General features: G+C 62.2%; 16 protein-coding genes. 10 read left to right on the top strand and 6 right to left on the bottom strand.

What is annotated here, in order from left to right; genetic code table 11:
• Positions 1 to 62: 62 nt before the first annotated feature.
• Together ispG and CCR82_RS13260 are read left to right on the top strand one after the other, a co-directional pair.
• On the top strand, positions 63 to 1,292 hold the full coding sequence (gene ispG / locus CCR82_RS13265) for a flavodoxin-dependent (E)-4-hydroxy-3-methylbut-2-enyl-diphosphate synthase (protein ID WP_201246278.1): 1,230 nt from the start codon (positions 63 to 65) through the stop codon (positions 1,290 to 1,292).
• 103 nt (positions 1,293 to 1,395) lie between these two features.
• Positions 1,396 to 1,905, top strand: a complete 510-nt coding sequence (locus CCR82_RS13260; protein ID WP_201246277.1) for a GlcG/HbpS family heme-binding protein — start codon at positions 1,396 to 1,398, stop codon at positions 1,903 to 1,905.
• A gap of 72 nt (positions 1,906 to 1,977) precedes the next feature.
• Here CCR82_RS13260 and CCR82_RS13255 read toward each other — a convergent pair whose 3' ends face one another.
• The 3 genes from CCR82_RS13255 to CCR82_RS13245 all read right to left on the bottom strand — a co-directional run bounded on the left by CCR82_RS13255 (position 1,978) and on the right by CCR82_RS13245 (position 4,292).
• Positions 1,978 to 2,499, bottom strand: coding sequence for a DUF302 domain-containing protein (locus tag CCR82_RS13255; RefSeq protein ID WP_201246276.1), 522 nt, complete (start codon positions 2,497 to 2,499; stop codon positions 1,978 to 1,980).
• Positions 2,500 to 2,546: 47 nt separating this feature from the next.
• A complete protein-coding gene (locus CCR82_RS13250) occupies positions 2,547 to 3,224 on the bottom strand; it encodes a c-type cytochrome (protein WP_201246275.1) in 678 nt (225 codons plus the stop codon).
• 324 nt (positions 3,225 to 3,548) lie between these two features.
• The gene (locus tag CCR82_RS13245; protein WP_201246274.1) at positions 3,549 to 4,292 is read right to left on the bottom strand and encodes a ferredoxin--NADP reductase; all 744 of its coding nucleotides are present in this window, start codon (positions 4,290 to 4,292) and stop codon (positions 3,549 to 3,551) included.
• A 227-nt stretch (positions 4,293 to 4,519) separates the two neighbouring features.
• Here CCR82_RS13245 and CCR82_RS13240 point away from each other — a divergent pair, with 227 nt between their 5' ends.
• The 7 genes from CCR82_RS13240 (at position 4,520) to CCR82_RS13210 (ending at position 15,378) form a co-directional block, all read left to right on the top strand.
• Positions 4,520 to 5,020 carry a glutathione peroxidase gene (locus CCR82_RS13240; protein WP_242513471.1) on the top strand — a complete coding sequence of 167 codons (501 nt, stop codon included), beginning with the start codon at positions 4,520 to 4,522 and terminating at the stop codon, positions 5,018 to 5,020.
• A gap of 145 nt (positions 5,021 to 5,165) precedes the next feature.
• On the top strand, positions 5,166 to 7,793 hold the full coding sequence (dnaB, locus tag CCR82_RS13235) for a replicative DNA helicase (RefSeq protein ID WP_338073169.1): 2,628 nt from the start codon (positions 5,166 to 5,168) through the stop codon (positions 7,791 to 7,793).
• Positions 7,790 to 8,947, top strand: coding sequence for an alanine racemase (gene alr, locus CCR82_RS13230; protein ID WP_207191002.1), 1,158 nt, complete (start codon positions 7,790 to 7,792; stop codon positions 8,945 to 8,947). The genes dnaB and alr overlap by 4 nt, the downstream gene beginning before the upstream one ends.
• Complete coding sequence (gene radA, locus CCR82_RS13225) at positions 8,944 to 10,362, top strand: DNA repair protein RadA (RefSeq protein ID WP_201246272.1); 1,419 nt, start codon at positions 8,944 to 8,946, stop codon at positions 10,360 to 10,362. Before alr ends, radA begins: the two co-directional genes overlap by 4 nt.
• Positions 10,363 to 10,523: 161 nt before the next feature.
• Positions 10,524 to 11,327 carry a 16S rRNA (adenine(1518)-N(6)/adenine(1519)-N(6))-dimethyltransferase RsmA gene (rsmA, locus tag CCR82_RS13220; RefSeq protein WP_201246271.1) on the top strand — a complete coding sequence of 268 codons (804 nt, stop codon included), beginning with the start codon at positions 10,524 to 10,526 and terminating at the stop codon, positions 11,325 to 11,327.
• A 67-nt stretch (positions 11,328 to 11,394) separates the two neighbouring features.
• Entirely contained in the window at positions 11,395 to 13,800 is a 2,406-nt protein-coding gene (gene lon, locus CCR82_RS13215) for an endopeptidase La (RefSeq protein WP_201246270.1), read from the top strand.
• A 228-nt stretch (positions 13,801 to 14,028) separates the two neighbouring features.
• Positions 14,029 to 15,378, top strand: a complete 1,350-nt coding sequence (locus CCR82_RS13210) for an IS701 family transposase (protein WP_201246269.1) — start codon at positions 14,029 to 14,031, stop codon at positions 15,376 to 15,378.
• A 105-nt stretch (positions 15,379 to 15,483) separates the two neighbouring features.
• On the opposite strand, the gene CCR82_RS18775 is transcribed toward CCR82_RS13210, so the two are convergent.
• The 3 genes from CCR82_RS18775 to CCR82_RS13195 all read right to left on the bottom strand — a co-directional run.
• Positions 15,484 to 15,987 carry an RNA-dependent RNA polymerase family protein gene (locus tag CCR82_RS18775; RefSeq protein ID WP_338073168.1) on the bottom strand — a complete coding sequence of 168 codons (504 nt, stop codon included), beginning with the start codon at positions 15,985 to 15,987 and terminating at the stop codon, positions 15,484 to 15,486.
• A 117-nt stretch (positions 15,988 to 16,104) separates the two neighbouring features.
• Positions 16,105 to 17,346 carry a group II intron reverse transcriptase/maturase gene (ltrA, locus tag CCR82_RS13200; protein ID WP_201246268.1) on the bottom strand — a complete coding sequence of 414 codons (1,242 nt, stop codon included), beginning with the start codon at positions 17,344 to 17,346 and terminating at the stop codon, positions 16,105 to 16,107.
• A gap of 554 nt (positions 17,347 to 17,900) precedes the next feature.
• A partial coding sequence (locus tag CCR82_RS13195; protein WP_242513480.1) for a group II intron reverse transcriptase/maturase occupies positions 17,901 to 18,451 on the bottom strand: 551 nt, incomplete at its 3' end.
• 784 nt (positions 18,452 to 19,235) lie between these two features.
• Between CCR82_RS13195 and CCR82_RS13190 the strand changes: the two genes are divergently transcribed.
• Positions 19,236 to 20,186 (top strand): IS1595 family transposase, encoded by a 951-nt coding sequence (locus CCR82_RS13190; RefSeq protein ID WP_201246267.1) that lies wholly within the window; start codon positions 19,236 to 19,238, stop codon positions 20,184 to 20,186.
• Positions 20,187 to 20,189: the final 3 nt, after the last annotated feature.

Below are 20,189 nucleotides of genomic sequence, written 5' to 3'. Positions count from 1 at the left end.
CGTCCGATCCGAACGGCGGGCCTCATTCGGTCTCTCTCCGGCACCACTCTATCGAGGGCAACATGAGCAATCAGTTTGGTATTCAACGGCGTCAATCGGCCCAGGTCATGATCGACGGGCTGCCGGTCGGCGGCGATGCACCAGTGCGCGTGCAATCGATGACCAACACCGATACCGCCGATATCGACTCGACCGTGACCCAATGCGCCGAGCTGGCCCGCGCCGGCTCCGAGTTCGTCCGCATCACGGTCAATAACGAGACGGCGGCCGCTGCCGTGCCGCGCATCCGCGAGCGCCTCGAGGCGATGGATGCAGCGGTGCCGTTGATCGGCGATTTCCACTTCAACGGTCATCGCCTGCTCAGCGACTATCCCGCCTGCGCCGAGGCGCTGGCCAAGTATCGGATCAACCCCGGCAACGTCGGTCGCGGCGAGAAGCGCGACAGCCAGTTCGCGACCATGATCGAGATCGCCTGCCGCTACGACCGCCCGGTGCGCATCGGCGTCAACTGGGGCAGCCTCGACCCGGAGCTGGTGGTGCGCATGATGGATGAGAACGCCCGCTCGAGCAGCCCCCGGCCGGCCGATGAGATCATGCGCGAGGCGATGGTCGAATCGGCGCTCGGCAGTGCGCTGCGCGCCGAAGAGCTGGGGCTCGGGCGCGACCATATCATCCTCTCCTGCAAAATGAGCGGGGTGCAGGACTTGATCGCGGTCTATCGGCTGCTCGCCGCGCGCAGCGATCATGCGCTGCACCTGGGCCTGACCGAGGCCGGGATGGGCTCGAAGGGCATCGTCGCCTCGACCGCCGCGCTCTCGGTGTTGCTGCAAGAGGGCATCGGCGACACCATCCGCGTCTCGCTGACGCCGGCGCCGGGTGAATCGCGCACCCGCGAGGTGATCGTCGCCCAAGAGATCCTGCAGACCATGGGCATGCGCTCGTTTGCCCCCATGGTCACGGCTTGCCCCGGCTGTGGTCGCACCACCAGCACCGTCTTCCAGGAACTGGCCGAGGATATCCAGGGCTATCTGCGCGATCAGATGCCGCTCTGGCGCGAGACCTATCCGGGGGTCGAGACGCTGCAGGTGGCCGTGATGGGCTGTGTCGTCAACGGCCCGGGCGAGAGCAAGCACGCCAACATCGGCATCAGCCTGCCCGGCACCGGCGAACAACCGTCGGCCCCGGTCTATATCGACGGCGAGAAGGTCACGACGTTGAAAGGACCGGAGATCGCCGCGCGCTTCAAGACGATGGTCGATGAGTACATTGTCGAGCGCTTTGGCGGCCACTGAATGTGATGGCCAACCCTGGGGGTTGCTTCCAGGTGTCGCTCCCGAACCGCACGCTGCTCGCCAATGGTATTTCAGCACCAACCCAACTGCGGAGAACGCACGCATGACAACAAAGAAACGCTGCTCTTCAACCTTTGCGCTGGCGCTCGCTGGCACCTTATCGAGCGGTGTCGCGAGTGCGGCCGAGGAGCCGATGATGGTCTCGGTGAAACGCTTGTCCCTCGAGACCTCGCAGCGCATCGCTCAGGCCACCGTCGACGCCTGCCGCGAGAAAGGGATTCAGATCGGCGTCACCGTCGTCGACCGCGACGGCGTCGTCCAGACCCAGTTGCGTGACACCATTGCCGCCCCGATCACGATTCCGATCAGCGCCAAGAAGGCCTATACTGCAGCCAACTTCAACGCGGCGACCTCTGCGCTGGAGCCGCGTGCGGATACCGCCGTCGGTCGACAGGACTTCCTGGTGATGTCGGCTGGTGGTCTGCCGATCCAGGTCGGTGGTGCCTTGGTCGGTGGGGTGGGCGTCAGTGGCGCTCCGGCGGGCGAGACCGATGAGGCCTGTGCTCAAGCCGGCATCGACGCCGTCCAGGACGACCTCGATATGGCCATGTAAGCATCCAGGAGATCGGTGTATCGATTGGGTAGGTCGTCCAGAGGCGAGGCCCAATCGACACGCCGCCACCCGCTAGAAGTTACCGGTCGCGCCCGCAGTGATGATGGAGAGCATCTCACCATTGATGGTGATGGCGATCGCCTGCAGCTCCTGTGGTAGCTCGTAGGCATTGATGATCATGTCCAAGTTGAGCATCTCGAGCCAGAAGCGACCGTCATTGTCTTCGACCAACGAGATCGCGCAGGGCATATAAGCGGCATAGATGGTATTAAAACGCACCATCTTGACGGCATCTTCCGGTCGACAGAACTGAAAGATCTCAAGCCTGGGTGACTCGAGCCCGCGCGCTTCGAGCTCGCCGCTGACGTCTTGGTGGCCGACGAGCTTCATATTCAGCTCGACCGCCTTGGAATTCATGGCGTCGATCGCGTCGTCGGGGCTGACGCCATCGATGAGACCGATCTTCAGCACTGTCTGGCCGATCTCGTACATGTTGACATCGGGTGCGTTCGCGCTGTCGATTGCCGACGCGATCGGTACCGATACGGGCAACAGGCACAGTATTGCGGCGGTTGTAAGGGTGCGTTTGAGCATGGGAAAAGCTCCTTGGTGGGCATCGGCAAGCACTTTAGCCGCTCGCGTCAATCGTCGTTATCGTCGTCTGCGTCATCGAGCGCCGCAACAAAGGCTAGGATGTCGAGGAGTTCGTCTTCTTCATAGACGTCGAAGGTCTCGTCCTCGGGATCATCGCCGTGGATGCGCTCATCGTTCTTGAACAGCACGATTTGCCGCATCAAGTACTCGTGATATTGGCCGCGCAGCGGCGGCGAATCCTTGCGCGATTTGCCTTGCGCTTGACGACCGTGGCAGGTCTTGCAATCGTATTTATAGAGCCGCCGGCCCGAGCGCGCACTGCCATCTTCCGGCCCGGGCACATCCAGCTCAATATCGAGTTCCGAGATATATCCGGCCAAGTCCATCAGATCACGGTCATCGTAGGTTTTGAGCCCACCGACAACCAGCATGGCATCGTAGCCACGCGCGCCGCTTTGGTAATCGCGCAGCGCGTTCATCAGGTAGTACTCGGGCAGCCCGGCAATGCGCGGGTACTTGCCCCCAAGGATGCCTTGGCCGCGTTGGCCGTGGCAGAGCGCGCATTGGCGAAACATCACCTCGCCCTCGGCGAGGTTTGGCTCGTAATCATCCAGCGCCTCGTTTCGGGCCTCGTAATCATCTCTAGCCAAGGCCGACGGAATAGTGATGATCAAGCCGAGTGCAACCGCAACCAGCGCGGCGAGAAGCGAACGCGTCAGCGACATCGAAACTTGCTCCGTTTTCTCTATGATGAATCTTCACGCTAGCGCGAAGCATGAGAGGGTCTCGGCACAGGATGACAAGCCCTCATCGTTGTGTTCAGCGCAACTAACATAGGCGATTGCCCGAGGCGCTGCAACCGCGTGAATAGCCGGTCAATTTGTCCGGTTAGGCCGAGAGGTGGATGGCATCAGCATGGTCATTAGACCCTTGATGATGACATCCGTGTTCAATCGGGTCTCCAATAACTGTCGAGCTTGCGCGAGGGCTCCTGAGTCAGGTCCAGCCCGCGCAAGACCAGATATTTTCGGCTGAGCGGCTCGCCAACGTCAGTGATATTGCTCGGTGGTGTAGTGGCCGGGCTCATGACGCTTGTGCCGATGCAACCCATGCGCCTCGAGCCACGCGCGCGCATCCTTGATCATTTCCGAGTTGCCACAAAGCATCAAATGGCTGTCATCGGCGCTGATCTTGGCGCCTGCGGTCTCCTCGAGCACACCGTTCTCGAGCAGGTTGGTGATGCGGCCCTGCAGGGCGGTCTCGCTGGAATCGCGCGTCAGCGCGGTGATGAAGGTGAAGGCTTCCTCATGCTGGGCCTGCAGTGCGGCGATGGTCTCACCATAGGCTAGTTCGCCGGTGTTGCGCGCTCCATGCACCAGAATGATTCGCTCGAAGCGCTCCCAAGGCTCGGCCGTCTTCAGGATCGAGAGGAACACGCCGAGCGCGGTGCCCGTCGCCAACATCCACAGGTGCCGGCGCGAGACCACATTGTCCATCGTGAAGACGCCATTGGCCTTCGCCGAGATCCAGATGCGGTCGCCGATCTCGAGATCGGAGAGCTTCGGCGTCAGCGGGCCTTCCGGGATCTCGTTGAAATAGATCTCGAGCGGTTGCTCCCCTGGCGCGTTCACCAGCGAGTAGGGACGTCCGACGCGCTCACCGTCTAGGTCGAGCGCGACCTTGATGTACTGCCCGGCCTGGAAGGACTCTAACGGAGCATCAATTTGCAGGCTGTAGAGCGCTTGCGACCAGTGCCGCTTACCCATGATGCGACCTTCAATCCAATCAACCATCGATAGCTACCTCGTTGCTCCTGTTGTGATATAGCCTCTAGGTGGTCCCGGAACCACCTTTTCAAACCTTGTACAGCGAAGGTTCGTCTGACTGTTTCAAGCCATGTTGTCTTTGTTGTGTTTGCGGCATCGTCTCCCATCTTGAAATTGTCGAGACTTTGTAGAACCAAAGACGAGAACTGCTTATGCGATTCCTAACCTTGATCATGTTTCTTGGAGGACTGACCATGACGACTCATGCCGCTGCAAACTGCGGACCCGCGCTTGATTTCGAGCTGCGCCGCCTCGCTGGCGACGAAACCGTCAAGCTCTGCGATGCCTACCAGGGCCAGGTGGTGCTGATGGTCAATACCGCCAGCAAGTGCGGTTTTACCGGCCAGTATGAAGGTCTCGAAGCACTGTACGATCAGTATAAGGATCGTGGTCTGGTGGTGCTGGGCTTCCCGTCGAACGATTTCGGTCACCAAGAGCCAGGCAGCGAGGAGCAGATCCAGCAGTTCTGTCGACTAACCTACTCGGTAGCGTTTCCAATGTTCGAGAAAATCCACGTTAAGAAGGGGAAGGCGAACCCAATTTATCAATATCTTGCGGCGCAAACCGGTGTCTACCCAAAATGGAATTTCTATAAGTATCTGATTGACCGTGAAGGCAAGGTTGTTGACTATTTCTCTAGTATCACCTCACCGGAGAGCAAGAAGTTGTTGAACGCGATCGAAAAACTCCTTTGACTCGAGGGGACCTCCGCGGGCACGGCGGCTCTGCCGCCCTAAACAGGATTAGCAGCCTGGGTCTGTGCCCAGCGGAAGAATCCCGGATTGCTCGACGGGACACAAGCCCCGAGAATGAGCGGCGAGAACGACGGCTGGGCCGTTGATGCATGAGGCTGCCGCTTTGACCAAACGTCCATCTCCCCCTGAAGACTCGACGCAGGAGACGATCGATCAGGGGGCCATGGAAGACCCACCACCGGCACTGCCGGAGGATTTCGGGATTGAACCAACCGGCTCGCCAACCGATGCGCTGTCCGAGATGGCCGAAGCGATGCCGGGGATGCGCGTTCCGCCGCATAACCTGCAGGCCGAACAATCGTTGCTCGGCGCTCTGATGCTTGAAAACAGCGTCTGGGAGCAGGTCGCAGATCGGGTGCGCGAGACCGACTTCTACCGCCAAGAACACCAACTGATCTTCCGCGCCATCCACATCCTGGCTGAGCAGGATCACCCATTCGATGTCATCACATTGGCCGAGGCGCTCGACAAGCGCAAGCTGCTCGATGACATGGGCGGCCTAGCTTACCTGGCCGAGATTGACCGCAATACCGGCTCAGCCGTCAACGCCGCGCATTACGCGCGCATCGTCCGTTTCAACTCGGTGCTGCGCCAGCTGATCCGAGCCGGCACCGGTATCGCCGATCTGGCCTTTGATACCAAGGGGCGCAGCGAGGCCGAGATCCTCGACGCCGCCGAGGCCAAGGTCTTCGAAATCGCCGAACAGCTTACCCGCGGTGGTGGCTTCAAATCGATCGAAGACCTCTTGACCATCGCGGTCAACAAGATCGACGAGCTTTACCATCGCGACGAGCCCATCACTGGCATACCGACCGGCTTCATCGACTTCGACATGAAGACCTCCGGCCTGCAGCCCGCTGATCTGATCATCTGCGCGGGACGGCCGTCGATGGGCAAGTGCCTGGAGGCTGGCAGCGAGATCCTGCTCGCGGATGGCCGGATCACGACCATCGAAGCAATCGTCCAGGAGCGCCAGGCATCGTTGTTGACATTGGATGAGCGCCTAAGCTTTAGAACGACTCAGCCTAACGAGTTTATTGATGACGGACATAAACCGGTATTTCGGGTCACGACCAGACTCGGGCGCGTCGTCGACACGACGGTCACGCATCCATTCCTGACCATGGATGGCTGGCAAGCGCTCGGCGAGCTTGCCGTCGGTGATTGCATCGCCGTGCCTAGATGCCTCCCTATCTTCGGGCAAAAGCCGATGCGCGATTGCGAGGTAAAGCTACTCGGCTACCTGATCGGAGACGGTTGCCTCATCGGCCCAACGCCTAAGCTCACCAATACCCCCCCCAAGCTCCAGAATGATTTTACCGCTGCGGCTCATGCGTTTGGACGCCCTGCCGATGTCTGCGTGGTGGCGGATCGCGCCGAAGGGCGAACGCGCCGGAAGGCGTTCAGCTCAGCGTTACGCGAGGCCCTCGACGTCTCCAGCTGCTCGCAAGGCCAACTCGCTCTTGCCACGCATCACAAGTTCATTCCGGAGCCGGTATTCGAATTGCCAAAGGCTCAACTCGCACTGTTTCTGAATCGACTATTCGCCACCGATGGATGGGCAACCCGACTCGCGAGCGGTCAGTGTCAGATCGGTTATGCCTCAGTGAGTGAACGTCTGGCCCGGCAGGTCCAACACCTACTGCTGCGCTTCGGGGTCATCGCCAAGCTCCGCTACCGTCACATTCGACGCGAACTCAGCGACCACCACGTCTGGCAGTTGGAGCTGACGGATGCCGACTCGATACGGACCTTTGCCACCACGATCGGTATCTACTCGAAAGAGTCCGCGCTCGCTCGGGTCATGAAAACGTTCGAGGGACAGCGATTGCAGACCAAGCTTGATAACCAGGCGCTGAACGATCTTGCTCCCAGCGCGCTCTATTGGGACCCCATCGTGTCGATCGAACCGATGGGTTTGCGCCAAGTCTACGATCTGAGTATCCCTGAGACACACAATTTTGTCGCCAATGACATCTGCGTGCACAACACCAGCTTCGCGATGAACGTTGCGGAAAACGTCGCCATCAAGACCGGGAAGGGCGTCGCTGTGTTCAGCATGGAGATGCCTGGCGATGCGCTAGCGATGCGCATGATGTCCTCGCTGGGTCAGATTGACCAGCATCGGGTACGCACAGGCAAGCTCAACGAAGAAGACTGGCCACGGCTCACGTCCGCAGTGACTATGCTGTCGCAGGCTCCGATGTACATCGACGATACGCCAGCGCTATCACCAACCGATCTCCGTGCGCGGGTGCGCCGGCTCCAACGCGATCTGAAGCGCGAAGAGAAGGAGCTTGGGATGATCGTCGTCGACTACCTGCAGCTGATGCAGGCCCCGAGCGATGGTGAAAACCGCGCGACCGAGATCTCGGCGATCTCACGCGCGCTCAAGTCGCTCGCCAAGGAGCTTCATGTCCCGGTTGTGGCGCTCTCACAGCTGAATCGCAGCCTGGAGCAGCGCCCGAATAAGCGACCAGTGATGTCCGATTTGAGGGAAAGTGGTGCCATAGAACAGGATGCAGACCTCATCGTCTTTATTTATCGCGATGAGGTCTACAACGAAGATAGCCCGGATAAGGGCGTTGCCGAGATTATCATCGGCAAGCAGCGTAATGGGCCTATCGGTACTGTGAAGCTCGCGTTTTTGGGGCAATTCACCAAGTTCGAGAATCTGGCCGAGGACCTCTACGGCGATTTGGGCTACCAATGATCACTGGACCCATCGCACAGATCGATCTCGACGCGCTGCGCCATAATCTTGCGGTCTGTCGTGGGGCGGCGCCGAGCAGTCGCCTCTGGGCCGTGATCAAGGCCGATGCCTATGGGCATGGCATGGGGCCGTGTGCGGCGGCCCTGGAGGCGGCGGACGGCTTCGCGGTGGCGCGCGTCCAGGAGGCACTCGGGCTGCGCGCGATGGGCATCAGCAAGCCGCTGCTGGTGTTGGAAGGTGCGGCGAGCGAGACCGAACTCACTGCGGTGCTGTCGATGCAGGTCGAGCTGACGGTGCATTCAAGCCAGCAGCTCGAGCTGATCCTGAGCCAGCGCCAGGCTCATCTGCAGCCGAGGCCGCAGCGCATTTGGCTCAAGCTCGATACCGGCATGGGCCGGCTGGGGCTGCAACAGGCTGAGGCCGTCGCGCTGATCGAGCGTCTACGCTCACCAACAGGTTCATTGGCATCGGGCTCCATCCAGCAAACGACGGCGTCGGGCGCAATGCAGACACCACCCTTAGAACTCGCCGGGCTCATGACGCACCTGGCCAACGCCGATGATCCGTCACACCCGATGACCGCCGCGCAATGCGAGCAGGCGAGGGCGCTTGCCGAGCATTTTGGTCTGCCGCTGTCGATCGGCAACTCCGCTGGCATCCTCGCGCATCCGGCCGCGCGGACAGATTGGGTTCGGCCTGGGATCATGCTTTACGGTGGCTCGCCGCTGCTGGGCCAGACAGCAGCGGCACTGGGTCTGCGTCCGGTGATGACGCTCACGAGCCCGCTGATCGCGGTGCGCGACTTGGCAGCCGGCGCACCGATCGGCTATGGCAGCACCTATCACTGCCCGCAGCCGATGCGCGTCGGGGTGGTCGCCATTGGCTACGGCGATGGTTATCCGCGCCATGCGCCGAGTGGTACGCCGGTGCTGATTCGTGGTCGGCGCTCAGCAGTGCTCGGGCGCGTCTCGATGGACATGATCAGCATCGATCTTCGCCAGATACCACAGGCAACGGTTGGCGATCCGGTGACACTCTGGGGGCAGGGACTGCCGGTGGAGGAGGTCGCCGAGCAGGTCGGTACGATCAACTACGAGCTGTTGTGCCGGCTCTCCAACCGGGTGCAACGGATGCATGATGGGAGGCGGCCTTGAGCCCCACGACCACCAAGAACCGCAGCGCCTACGTCTGCAACAATTGCGGCGCCCAGTCGCCGAAATGGAGCGGGCGCTGCGCCGACTGTGGCGCCTGGAACAGCATCGAGCAGGTCACGTTGCCGCCCAAGGCCACGACGCGACCCGGCGCTGGCGGCTATGCTGGCGCCGCCGCAGGACAAGCTGCGCGCGCAGACCTCAGCGCCATCCACCGCCTCGCCGAGATCGCGCCCGAACAGGAGGTGCGCCGCCCAAGCGGCATCGCCGAACTCGACCGCGTGCTCGGCGGTGGGCTGGTGCAGGGCTCGGTGGTGCTGATCGGCGGCGATCCGGGGATCGGCAAATCGACGCTGCTGCTGCAGGCCAGCGCTGCGATCGATGCCAATCCCGCCTTCGCCGCGAGCAAAAGCTCGGTGCTCTATGTGACCGGCGAGGAATCACCGCAGCAGGTCAGCCTGCGCGCGCAGCGGCTCGGGCTCGCGCCAGGCGGGCTCAACCTGCTCGCCGAGACCTGCATCGAGCAGATCCTGGCCACCGCCGCCGCCGAGGCACCGCGCGTGCTGGTGATCGACTCGATCCAAACCCTGTTCACCGAGGCGCTGACCTCGGCGCCAGGCTCGGTCTCGCAGGTGCGCGAGACCGCCGCCCAGTTGGTCCGCCATGCCAAGCTCACCGAAACCACGGTGTTTTTGGTCGGCCATGTCACCAAGGAGGGCGCCTTGGCCGGGCCGCGCGTGCTCGAACACATGGTCGACACCGTGCTCTATTTCGAGGGCGAATCCGGCAGCGCTCATCGGTTGGTGCGCGCGGTCAAGAATCGCTTTGGCGCTGTCAACGAGCTGGGTGTCTTCGCGATGACCGACCGTGGGCTGCGGCAGGTCTCGAACCCCTCGGCGATCTTCCTCTCGCGCCACGCCGAGCCGGCACCGGGCTCGGTGGTACTGGTCACGCGCGAGGGCACGCGACCGATGCTGGTCGAGGTACAGGCGCTGGTCGACCAGAGTCCGCTGGCCAATCCGCGCCGGCTCGCGGTCGGGCTGGAGCAGAACCGGTTGGCGATGTTGCTGGCGGTGCTGCATCGCCACGGCGGTATCGGCATGTTCGACCAGGACGTGTTCGCCAATGTCGTCGGTGGCGTGCGGGTGACCGAGACCGCCGCCGATCTCGCGGTGTTGCTGGCGGTGCTCTCGAGCTTTCGCGACCGGGCCTTGCCGGTGGATCTGGCGGTCTTTGGCGAGGTCGGCTTGGCCGGCGAGATCCGCCCGGTGCCCAACGGCCCGGATCGGCTGCGCGAGGCCGCCAAGCATGGCTTCAAGCAAGCGATCGTGCCTAAGGGCAACGTGCCCAAAGGAGGCGTGGAGGGCCTGAAGACGCTGCCCGTGCTGACTCTGCGCGAAGCGATCGACGCGGTTTGATCTAGCCCCGCGACCTGCTCCGGGTTCTGCCTCTTGGATTACGCATAATGTATATTATGTAAAGTAAACGTTGCCGCCGTTTAGACGCTTTGCGTTGAACGTCTGACCAGTCGCAGACTGCTCGACCAGCTTCGACACTTCTCCACCGGTAAACTGCACGAATGCAACATCATCCCCGCAAGCGCTTCGGACAGAACTTTCTGCACGACCCCGGTGTCATTCAGCGCATTCTGAATGCGTTCGCGCCGATGCCGGGCCAGCAGCCGCTGGTCCAGCATCTGGTCGAGATCGGCCCCGGCCAGGGCGCGCTCACCGCTGGCTTGCTGGAAATAGCCGAGGCGGTTGATGTCATCGAACTCGATCGTGATCTGATCAAGCCGCTCGCCGAGCGCTTCGGCGATCCCCGGCTACGCATTCACCAGGCCGACGCCCTGACCTTCGATCTTTGCGCATTGCTCTCGCCCTCGACCCACAGACTGCGCCTAATCGGTAACCTGCCCTACAATATCTCAACACCGTTGCTGTTTCGCTTCCTCGAGCAGGCCGACTGCATCGAGGATCTGCATCTGATGTTGCAGAAGGAAGTCGTGGACCGCATCATCGCCGCGCCCGGCAGCAAGGTCTATGGACGGCTCTCGGTCATGGTGCAGACCGTCTGCTCGGCCCAGCGTTTGTTCCTGGTCTCGGCCGGTGCCTTTCGACCGGCGCCGAAAGTCAGCTCGGCGGTGGTTCGATTGCGCCCGCATCGTCCGCTACCCTACCCGCTTGTCGATCGGCCCTGGCATGCCCGCCTCGTCGCGGCTGCCTTTGCCCAACGCCGCAAGACTCTGCGCAACAGCCTCGCCGGACTGGTCTCGCCCGAACAGATGATCGCGCTTGGAATCGATCCCGCCGCTCGCGCCGAAACCCTCTCGATCGCCGATTTTGCAACACTTGCCAACGCCTCGAACGCTTGCATTGATTAGCAAATACCCTGACATTGAGCAGCGTTTTGTATTGAGCCGCCGAGATGCGTCGAGAGAGGAGCAGCTGATGAGCAATGAGGTTTACGACACCGAGCAGCCAGAAGACCAAAGCCATGAACAGGATGAGGTCAAGCTGGCTCGCGCCCGTGATCTGCTGCCGTCGCTGATCCATCTGCTACCGGTGGCCTCGCGGCCGTTTTTTCCGGGTCAGGCCGTGCCACTGCTGATGGATTCGGAGCACTGGCTACCGACCATGAAGGCCGTCGGCGAGACCGAACACAAGATCCTCGGCGTGGTGTTGGTCGACAGCGACACCTCCGAGCAGGCGCGCAGCGCCGATTTCAAGCAGGTTGGCACCGCCTGTCGCGTGCATCGCGTCCATTCCGAGGAAGGCAAGTTGCAGGTGCTGGTTGAATGCCTGCAGCGTTTCCGCATCGAGCGCTTCGTCAGTCGTAAGCGTCCATTCTCGGCGCGCGTCGATTACATACCAGAGCCGGCGCCGGAGCCCGAGGATCAGGTCAAAGCCTATGCGATGGCCGTGATCAACACCATCAAGGAGCTGCTGCCGCTGAATCCGCTCTATGTTGAGGAACTGCGCATGTTCCTCGATCGCTTTGGCCCGGATGACCCATCGCACCTTGCCGACTTTGCCGCTAGCCTCACCACCTCGAGCAAGGAGCAGCTACAGGAGGTGCTCGAGTCCGTGCCGCTGATGAAGCGCATGGAGAAGGTGCTGGTACTGCTCAACAACGAACTCGAGCTGGCTAAGGCGCAGCACTCGATCCGCCAATCGGTCGAGGAGCGCATGCAGAAGCAGCAGCGCGAGTTCTTCCTCAAGGAACAGCTCAAGGTCATCCAGAAAGAACTCGGCATCGCCAAGGATGATCGCACCGCTGAGGTGGACAAGTTCAAGCAGCGCCTCGAGAAGCTGACGCTGACCGACGAAACCCAAAAGCGCGTCGACGAGGAGATGGATAAGTTGGCGATGCTCGAGACCGGCTCGCCCGAGTATTCAGTCACGCGCAACTATTTGGACTGGATCACCCTGCTCCCCTGGGGCCAGCATTCCAAGGACAAACTCGACCTCAAGCGCGCGCGTCGCGTGCTGGACCGCGACCATTACGGTCTCGCCGACGTCAAGGATCGCATCCTCGAGTTCCTCGCCGTCGGCATCCACAAGAGCGAGATCGCCGGCTCGATCATCCTGCTCGTTGGCCCGCCCGGCGTAGGAAAAACCTCAATCGGACGCTCGATCGCCGACACCCTTGGGCGGCGCTTCTATCGCTTCTCAGTCGGCGGTATCCGCGACGAGGCCGAAATCAAGGGTCATCGGCGCACCTATATCGGCGCGATGCCCGGCAAGTTCCTGCAGGCGATCAAGGATGCCGGCACCGCCAACCCGGTGATCATGCTCGATGAGATCGACAAGATCGGCGCCAGCTACCACGGCGACCCGGCCTCGGCGCTGCTCGAGGTGCTCGACCCGGAGCAGAACGTCGATTTCCTCGACCACTATCTGGATCTACGGTTCGATCTGTCGAAGGTGCTGTTCGTCTGCACCGCCAACCAGACCGACTCCATCCCCGGCCCGCTGCTCGACCGTATGGAGGTGATCCAGCTCTCCGGCTACATCGCCGACGAGAAGTTGGCTATCGCCAAGAAATATCTGCTGCCACGGCAGATCGAGCGCGCTGGTCTGCCGAAGAACACCGTCAAGCTCAAGACCAAGACCCTGCGAGGGCTGATCGAGGGGTACGCGCGCGATGCCGGCGTGCGTCGGCTCGAGAAGCAAATCGGTAAGATCGTGCGCAAGGTCGCGGTGAAGATGCTTGAGGGCGTCGAGACCCCAGTCGACGTCGGCCCGGATCAGCTCCAGGAGTACCTCGGCAGCCCGGTGTTTCGCGATGAACGTAAGCTCTCCGGCCCCGGTGTCGTTACCGGCCTGGCTTGGACCGCGATGGGCGGCGCGACGCTGAGCATCGAGGCGCTTCGCACTCATGAATACACGCGCGGTTTCAAGCTCACTGGGCAGCTTGGCGATGTCATGAAGGAATCGGCCGATATCGCCTACGGCTATATCGTCAGTCATGCGCACACATTCGGCGCCGATCCGGCGTTCTTCGAGAAGGCCTTCATCCATCTGCATGTGCCGGCGGGCGCGACACCGAAGGATGGCCCCTCGGCCGGCATCACTATGGCCTCGGCGCTGCTCTCGCTTGCACGCAACAAGCCGGTACGCCGCATCGCGATGACCGGTGAGCTGACGCTGACCGGCGAGGTGTTCCCGATCGGTGGCGTGCGCGAAAAGCTAATCGCCTCGCGCCGCGCCGGTATCAAGGAGATCCTGCTGCCGGAGGACAATCGTGGCGAGTTCGACGAAGTGCCCGAGCACATCAGGAAAGGGTTGACGGTGCACTTTGTCAGCCGTTTTGAGGGTGTTGTCGCGCTCTTGTTCGCGGGCAAGGCCGGCTAGATCGCGGCGTCTACCACTCGAGTGTGCCAAGCGGTTGCAAATCTCTTCTTTGCGTCGGTGAGAGCAGCAAGGCCGGAATCTCGGCTATTTGATGGAAAAGGACATCTGGCGTGCGCGCCCTGAGCGCTTGCTCATGGGTGTAGCCCCAACTCACCGCTCCAGCGGCTAACCCGGCGCGAGATGGGCGGTATCGTCTGATGTCGACCAAAACGCCAAACCGAACCGCCCATGCTCGCTCTGCCGTTGACGATTGTCGCCGTTTTAGAACCGTTTGCCGTGCTGTTCACGCGACCGACCTGGGCGCACGCGCAGGTATTGGTGATCGGCACCCTGCTCGCGCAGGGGCCACGCACGGTGACAGCGGCGCTGCGCGCGATGGGCCTCTCCGGCGAGCGACGCTTCGAGCGTTACCATCGGGTGCTCAACCGCGCGCGCTGGTCGGGGCTGCGCGGCGCGCAGATCCTACTGGGGCTGTTGCTGGCCCTGCTGCCGCCCAGCCTACCGATTGTCATGGTGATCGACGAGACCCTGGAGCGGCGCTTCGGGCCGCGCATCCGCGCCAAAGGGGTGTATCGGGATGCGGTGCGCTCCAGCCGCGGCAAGGTGGTGACCTGTCTGGGCGTGGAATGGCGAGTGATGGCGCTGATGGTGCCTGTGCCCTGGAGTCAGCGGATGTGGGCACTGCCCTTTCTGACCCTGCTGATACCCTCCAAGCAGGCCGACAGCGAGGCCGGGCGCCGGCGTCGCACGACCGTGGAGTGGAGCGTCGTGATGGTACGTCTGGTCGCGCGCTGGCTGGGACGACGGCCATGGATCTTGATCGGCGATGGGCGCTATGCCTGCATCCAGTTGGGCTGGGAGTGCCTGGTCAATCAAGCCACGCTGATCAGTCGTCTGCGCCTGGATGCGCGCCTGTTTGCCAAAGCGCAACCGGTGCCGCCGGGGCGGCGCGGGCGCAAGCCTCAGAAAGGCGCGCGCCTGGCCAAGCTGGCCAACCGCGTGGAGGAAGCGCGCACCCAGGGCGAGGCGGTGACCGTCTCCTGGTACCGCGGCCAGCGCAAGACGCTGCGCGTGCTCAGCGCCATCGCGCTCTGGCACACGCCCGGCATCACCCCGCTGCCGATTCGTTGGGTCTTGGTGGTCGATCCCGAGGGACGCCTGCCGGCGCAGGCCTTCTTCACCACCGCGCTCACGATGACTCCGGCACGGGTCATCGAGTTGTTCGTCTGGCGCTGGTCGCTGGAGGTGACCTTCGAGGAGACCCGTCGTCACCTCGGCGTGGAGACCCAGCGCCAGTGGAGCGATCTGGCCATCGCCCGCACCACGCCGGTGCTCATGGCCCTGTTCTCGCTGGTCTGTCTGATGGTACATCGCTGGCGTGAGCACTGGCCAACACTGGCGCGCTCGAGCGCCTGGACCCTCAAGCCGGAGGCGACGTTCTCCGATTGCTTGGCCTTGGTCCGGCGCCGGATTTGGGGCGAAACCTATTTCGACAGCTCAGCCAGCGCGCAAGACCCTGTCCAAATATCACCCCAGCGCCTGGAGCGCTTGCTCGATCAGCTTGCCGCGACGGCCTGAGGGGCGGAAAAGTGGCCGGGTGACCGCGGGTGATCACTCACCCGCGGTTCCCACAGATCCGGACATGCGGAACTCCCGCATCCGGCTCCTCGGCCTAGACGTTCGCTACGTGGCATAGATGCTGTGCACTACCTGCGCGGGCGGGAGCGGGTAGCGCCGCAACAGACGGTTAAAGGCCGACCAGTCAAGGCGCGTCGCATGTGAGCGACGATTGAGCCACTTGTGCCAACGCCGTTGAACCTCGAACCGCAGTCGCGAGAGCGCCTTGGCATTGCCGGTGATGCCATAGTAGGCATCATGGCCTTTGAGCTTGCGACTCAGCACCTGCTGTTGCTCTGCCACCGGTCGGTGACGGTTGCGTCGGCACCACTGCCCGATCTGCCGCAGGGTGCGGCTGAAGCGGGTCTTGGCTGTCTTGCGTTGCACCACCCAGCGCCCCTTCCGGGAGCGCCCCCAATAGTGGGTAAAGCCAAGCAGGTCGAAGCTACGCTCAGGCTGTGAGCGAGGCTCCTGGTCTGCCCTTGGTGGACTGCGAAAGTCCACCAATCGGGTCTTCTCGGGGTGCAGGGTCAACCCAAAGCGCGCCAGGCGCTTGGGCAGGACCTCCACACCCGTCGCGCGTCGTCTTCCCGCTCGAAGGCCAAGGTCGGTCGAGTCACCCCGGGGAACCGCCCCCCGAGGTGCTCACGGAACCGGACGTGAACGTCTCCGCTCATCCGGCTCTTCCTATCCAGCCAGCCGATGGATCAAGCGCCCATGCGGGAACAAGCCGGGCTGACGCTGCGCGATTCGACGCAGCCACTGCTCAGCCCGTCGTCGATGACGGCGCAGACGCTTGAACTTGCGTGTCGCCCAGAGGGCAAGTTTGCGATCAAGGTGCTGCAGGATCGGATACAGGGCCGACTTGTAGAAGGCCCCGTAGTAGTTGATCCACCCCTGAATCCTCGCGCGGAACATCCGTGCCAGGTCCTCAAGGTCCTTGTCGCTGCGCAGAGGCAGCTTCCAGCGTCGGATCTCGCGGCGAATCGCCTTGGCGGCACCGTTGCTGATCGCCGGGCTGAAGTTGATAAAGTACTTGCCCCAACGGTTCTTCGAGCGTCGCGGGCGAAAGGTATACCCGAGGAAGTCGAAGGACGTGCGGGGGTACTCACCACGGCGATCGTCATCTTTGCAGTAGACGATCTTGGTCTTCTCCGGGTGAAGCTCCAGCTGGCATTCAGCAAAGCGCCGTTGCAGCGCCGCCTTGAGGTCTTCGGCCTCGTCCAGGCTCCGACAGTGGCACAGCCCATCATCAGCATAGCGCTCGAAGGGAATGTGCGGGTAGTGGCGTTGCATCCAGGCATCAAAGGCGTCGTGCAGGAAGAGGTTCGCCAACAACGGGCTCGCGACTCCGCCTTGCGGGGTGCCGCTCTCTCGAGACTGCACGCGTCCATCCGGTAATTGCACCGGCGCCTTCAACCACCGCTCAGTGTAGAGCAGCACCCACGGCTCCGAGGTGTGGTGGCGCACTGCGCGCATCAGCAGGTCATGATCGATCGCGTCGAAGAACCCTTTGATGTCGAGGTCGACCACCCAGTCATTGCGCCAGCAGCGCTGGCGGGCCGCTGCGATGGCCTGATGGGCACTCTTGTCGGGCCGATAGCCGTACGAGTCGGGATGGAAATGTTTCTCCAGCTCCGGCTCCAGGGCCTGCTTGAGAACGGTTTGGGCGATGCGATCAGCCACGGTGGGAATCCCGAGCGGGCGCACGCCGCCGGCTTTGGGAATCTCAACGCGCATGACCGGCGGGGGCATGTAGCTCCCGGAGGCGAGCCGGTTCCAGAGCTTGTAGAGGTTGTTTTCCAGATCCTCGGCAAACTCGGCGAGACTCTGTCCATCAACGCCCGCCCCTCCTTGGTTCGCGTTCACACGTTTGTAGGCTTCCCACACCTGACGTTTGGTGATGGGAAATGGCTTTGCCTCGCTCATGTCGGTCCTCCCGTTGCCGGTTGCCGACCGAGTCCAGGCTGGATAGGGCAACCCCTTCGCTCCGGCCCCATTACAGAGCCTTCCTCACTACTACGGGTTGCTCCGCCCCTGTACTGCGCTTCGGTACTCACAGACTTGGGGGGCTTCCCCTTGACTGACTCCCTTAACATCGCAGTGACAGGTTCCCACGTTCCACACATGCGCCTGAATCGTGTTCTCGCCGCCTCTATGCCGGACGCCGCCTGGGCAGTAGACAGGTGCCTCCCAGACTCTTCCCGAGATAACGACTCCCCCTCGGCTTTGACGTCGTCCCTACGCTTTCGACACTTCATCAGCGGTTCACTTGCGTTCGACTCCACGATTCGTACCTGACCAGGTCGTGCCCGGCCTTTTCCCAACTCGCTCACCACCACGCCTCTTAAACGCAGCAGCAGTGGGTGGTTTGAAGCCTCCGCCTGTACGGCGGCTTCGAGGGGCCTGCCCTCATCACATGTGCAGCATGGCTGCACGCGGGACTGCGTCCCGGCGTGTGCCTTCGTGGCACACCATCATCNGCCCCCTGCGGGCTGCCCCGCTCGGGATAGCGAATCACCCCTTCGTCCATGACCCCGGCCTGCATCCACTTGCCCAGTACGCGGCGGATCACGCCGTCACGCACCCGTTGGTCGAGAAAGGCGTTGAGAGGGGTTCTTTCCATGCTGCCGAAAAAGTCCTGGATGTCGAGATCGATCACCCAGCCGCCGCCGATGTCCATGAGTCCTTTCCAGAGCGCGTCGAGCGCTTGGTGGGCATGACGTCCGGGCCGGAAGCCATAGGAGCAGTCCAGAAAGTCCTGCTCGTAGACCGGCTCCAGTACCATCAGCACCGCGCGCTGGAGCACTTTGTCTTCCAGGGTGGTGATGCCAATGGGGCGGGTCTTCTTGGTGCCGTCCTTGGGGATGTGGACACGTCTGACCGGTGGCGCCCGGTAGCGTCCGCTCTTGAACCGTTCGAGCAGGTCGCTCAGGTTCGCCTGCAGATCGGCTTCGTACGCTTCGGCGGTGACGCCATCCACCCCAACCGCGCCGTCTTTGCGCGTACGCCGGTACGCTTCTTCCAGCCACATCAGGTCGATGTGGTGTGCCAGCGTGGTCAGCACCCTCTCGGGTGCCTCGCTCGCCAAGTTCGCGATCTTCTGTTGTTTCGTGGAGATGATCTCGCGCTCCGATGTTCGCGTCATCTTGCCCTCCAGAAGCAGTTTAGACCGGCCGGCCGCTTCCCTCGAACGGGTCCGCTGGGGTGCGTTCCCCGCGCTCAGCGGTACTATCAGCTGGCTCCGATTGCTCAATCGCCATCGCGCCGCACTTCGTCGCCTTCGCTTGGCGCTACCTCGTCGTCGGTCCTGTTCGCGACCGTCGGCCGGACCTGTGCCAACGGTGATCTGGGCGGCTTCTACTGCGGCGCCCGCACCGCGTCTGCCAACGAGGAACGATTGAGCCCTCCCAGGTTCCTGGGTGACCCTTGCGACCATGCCCTGCTCTTCGACCCCGGCGGAGCATTTCGACCAGGCCCACTGAGTCGACACGCTGTTGCCTTCCGCTCTTTGGATAACGTCGGCTCCGCAAGGCTCATTTCGGGGCTCAATCACACAGCCTGCACGCCCCCTGTGTACGCTTCGCAGCGGGGATCGCTCCCACACCACGCAACACTCGGTTCCGGTGGATGACCAATCCTTGCCGGTTCGGGACTTGCATCCGTCGGGTCACTGTAAGAGGTTTCCGATTGCTCAAATCATGTGGCGTTCTTCCTCCTCTTCCAGGCTTTGCCTGGCGCAACCAAAGATTCGAGGCTCTTTGTGGGTTTTGAGGACATGCTAAGGTCAGGCGTCTGACTCAACACGTGCTGTTCCGATGTGCCGTCTCAACGACTTGCTCGACGAAGAGAAATGCTACGACGAAGTCCGACGGATACGTTGGCCGTACGTCGTTGATTGTCCACGCTGTGGTTCCAACAAGGTCGTCAAGCGTGGCCGCAACCACCGACACAGGGCCTGTCGCCGCTACACCTGTCGAAACTGCGAGAAACGCTTCGATGATCTGACAGGGACAATCTTCATGGGACGCCACCAGCCGCTGTCGGTGTGGTTCTCCTATCTGTACTTGATGGGCTTGAACCAGTCGAACCTGCAGATCGCCGAAGAGCTCGGTCTGAATGAAAGCGACGGTCAGTGGATGGCCGAGCAACTGCGCGAGGGGATCGTCAAACGCCGTCGCACGGTGCGCCTGAGCGGCAAGGTGGAGTGCGATGAGGTGTACATCGTGGCCGGACACAAGGGTCGAGCGGATCGGATCGTGGGACGTCCACCACGTCGACGGCGGCTCAAGGGGGCTCCCGGACGAGGCACCTTGGCGAAGGACAAGCCACCCATCGTCGGCATGATCGAGCGTGGCGGGGAGGTGCGCATTGTCATGTTGGCGGATGTCAAGCAGCGCACGATTCGTCCCCTCATCGCAGAGACCATTGAGCCTGGCACCCTGATCAACACCGATGAATACGTGATCGACGACGCCTTGCCCGCTTGGGGCTACCCGCGCAAAAGCGTTTGTCATGGTCGCGGTGAATATGCTCGCGACGAGGACGGCGACGGCTTTCACGAGGTCCATGTCAACACCATGGAAGGGTTTTGGTCGCTGCTGCGCTCCTGGCTGCGTCCGCATCGTGGCCTCTCACAGGAAAAATTCCCTCTGTACCTCGGGTTCTTCGAATTCGTGCACAACGTCAGACAACGGGGACGAGCCTTGCTGGGGGCACTCCTCGGGACATTATTACAGCCGGAAGCATGTCCTCAAAACCCACAATGAGCC

Origin of the sequence: Halochromatium salexigens, assembly GCF_016653295.1 — a bacterium.
GTDB lineage: Bacteria > Pseudomonadota > Gammaproteobacteria > Chromatiales > Chromatiaceae > Lamprobacter > Lamprobacter salexigens.
Note: the sequence above shows the minus strand (reverse complement) of the source record. Positions and strands in the feature narration are given on the sequence as shown.

Excerpts from the sequence above, each read along its gene's own strand:
- ispG (WP_201246278.1), top strand. The coding sequence starts at position 63 with ATGAGCAATCAGTTTGGTATTCAACGGCGTCAATCGGCCCAGGTCATG.
- CCR82_RS13260 (WP_201246277.1), top strand. The coding sequence starts at position 1,396 with ATGACAACAAAGAAACGCTGCTCTTCAACCTTTGCGCTGGCGCTCGCT.
- CCR82_RS13255 (WP_201246276.1), bottom strand. The coding sequence starts at position 2,499 with ATGCTCAAACGCACCCTTACAACCGCCGCAATACTGTGCCTGTTGCCC.
- CCR82_RS13250 (WP_201246275.1), bottom strand. The coding sequence starts at position 3,224 with ATGTCGCTGACGCGTTCGCTTCTCGCCGCGCTGGTTGCGGTTGCACTC.
- CCR82_RS13245 (WP_201246274.1), bottom strand. The coding sequence starts at position 4,292 with ATGGTTGATTGGATTGAAGGTCGCATCATGGGTAAGCGGCACTGGTCG.
- CCR82_RS13240 (WP_242513471.1), top strand. The coding sequence starts at position 4,520 with ATGACGACTCATGCCGCTGCAAACTGCGGACCCGCGCTTGATTTCGAG.
- dnaB (WP_338073169.1), top strand. The coding sequence starts at position 5,166 with ATGCATGAGGCTGCCGCTTTGACCAAACGTCCATCTCCCCCTGAAGAC.
- alr (WP_207191002.1), top strand. The coding sequence starts at position 7,790 with ATGATCACTGGACCCATCGCACAGATCGATCTCGACGCGCTGCGCCAT.
- rsmA (WP_201246271.1), top strand. The coding sequence starts at position 10,524 with ATGCAACATCATCCCCGCAAGCGCTTCGGACAGAACTTTCTGCACGAC.
- lon (WP_201246270.1), top strand. The coding sequence starts at position 11,395 with ATGAGCAATGAGGTTTACGACACCGAGCAGCCAGAAGACCAAAGCCAT.
- CCR82_RS13210 (WP_201246269.1), top strand. The coding sequence starts at position 14,029 with ATGCTCGCTCTGCCGTTGACGATTGTCGCCGTTTTAGAACCGTTTGCC.
- ltrA (WP_201246268.1), bottom strand. The coding sequence starts at position 17,346 with ATGAGCGAGGCAAAGCCATTTCCCATCACCAAACGTCAGGTGTGGGAA.
- CCR82_RS13190 (WP_201246267.1), top strand. The coding sequence starts at position 19,236 with ATGTGCCGTCTCAACGACTTGCTCGACGAAGAGAAATGCTACGACGAA.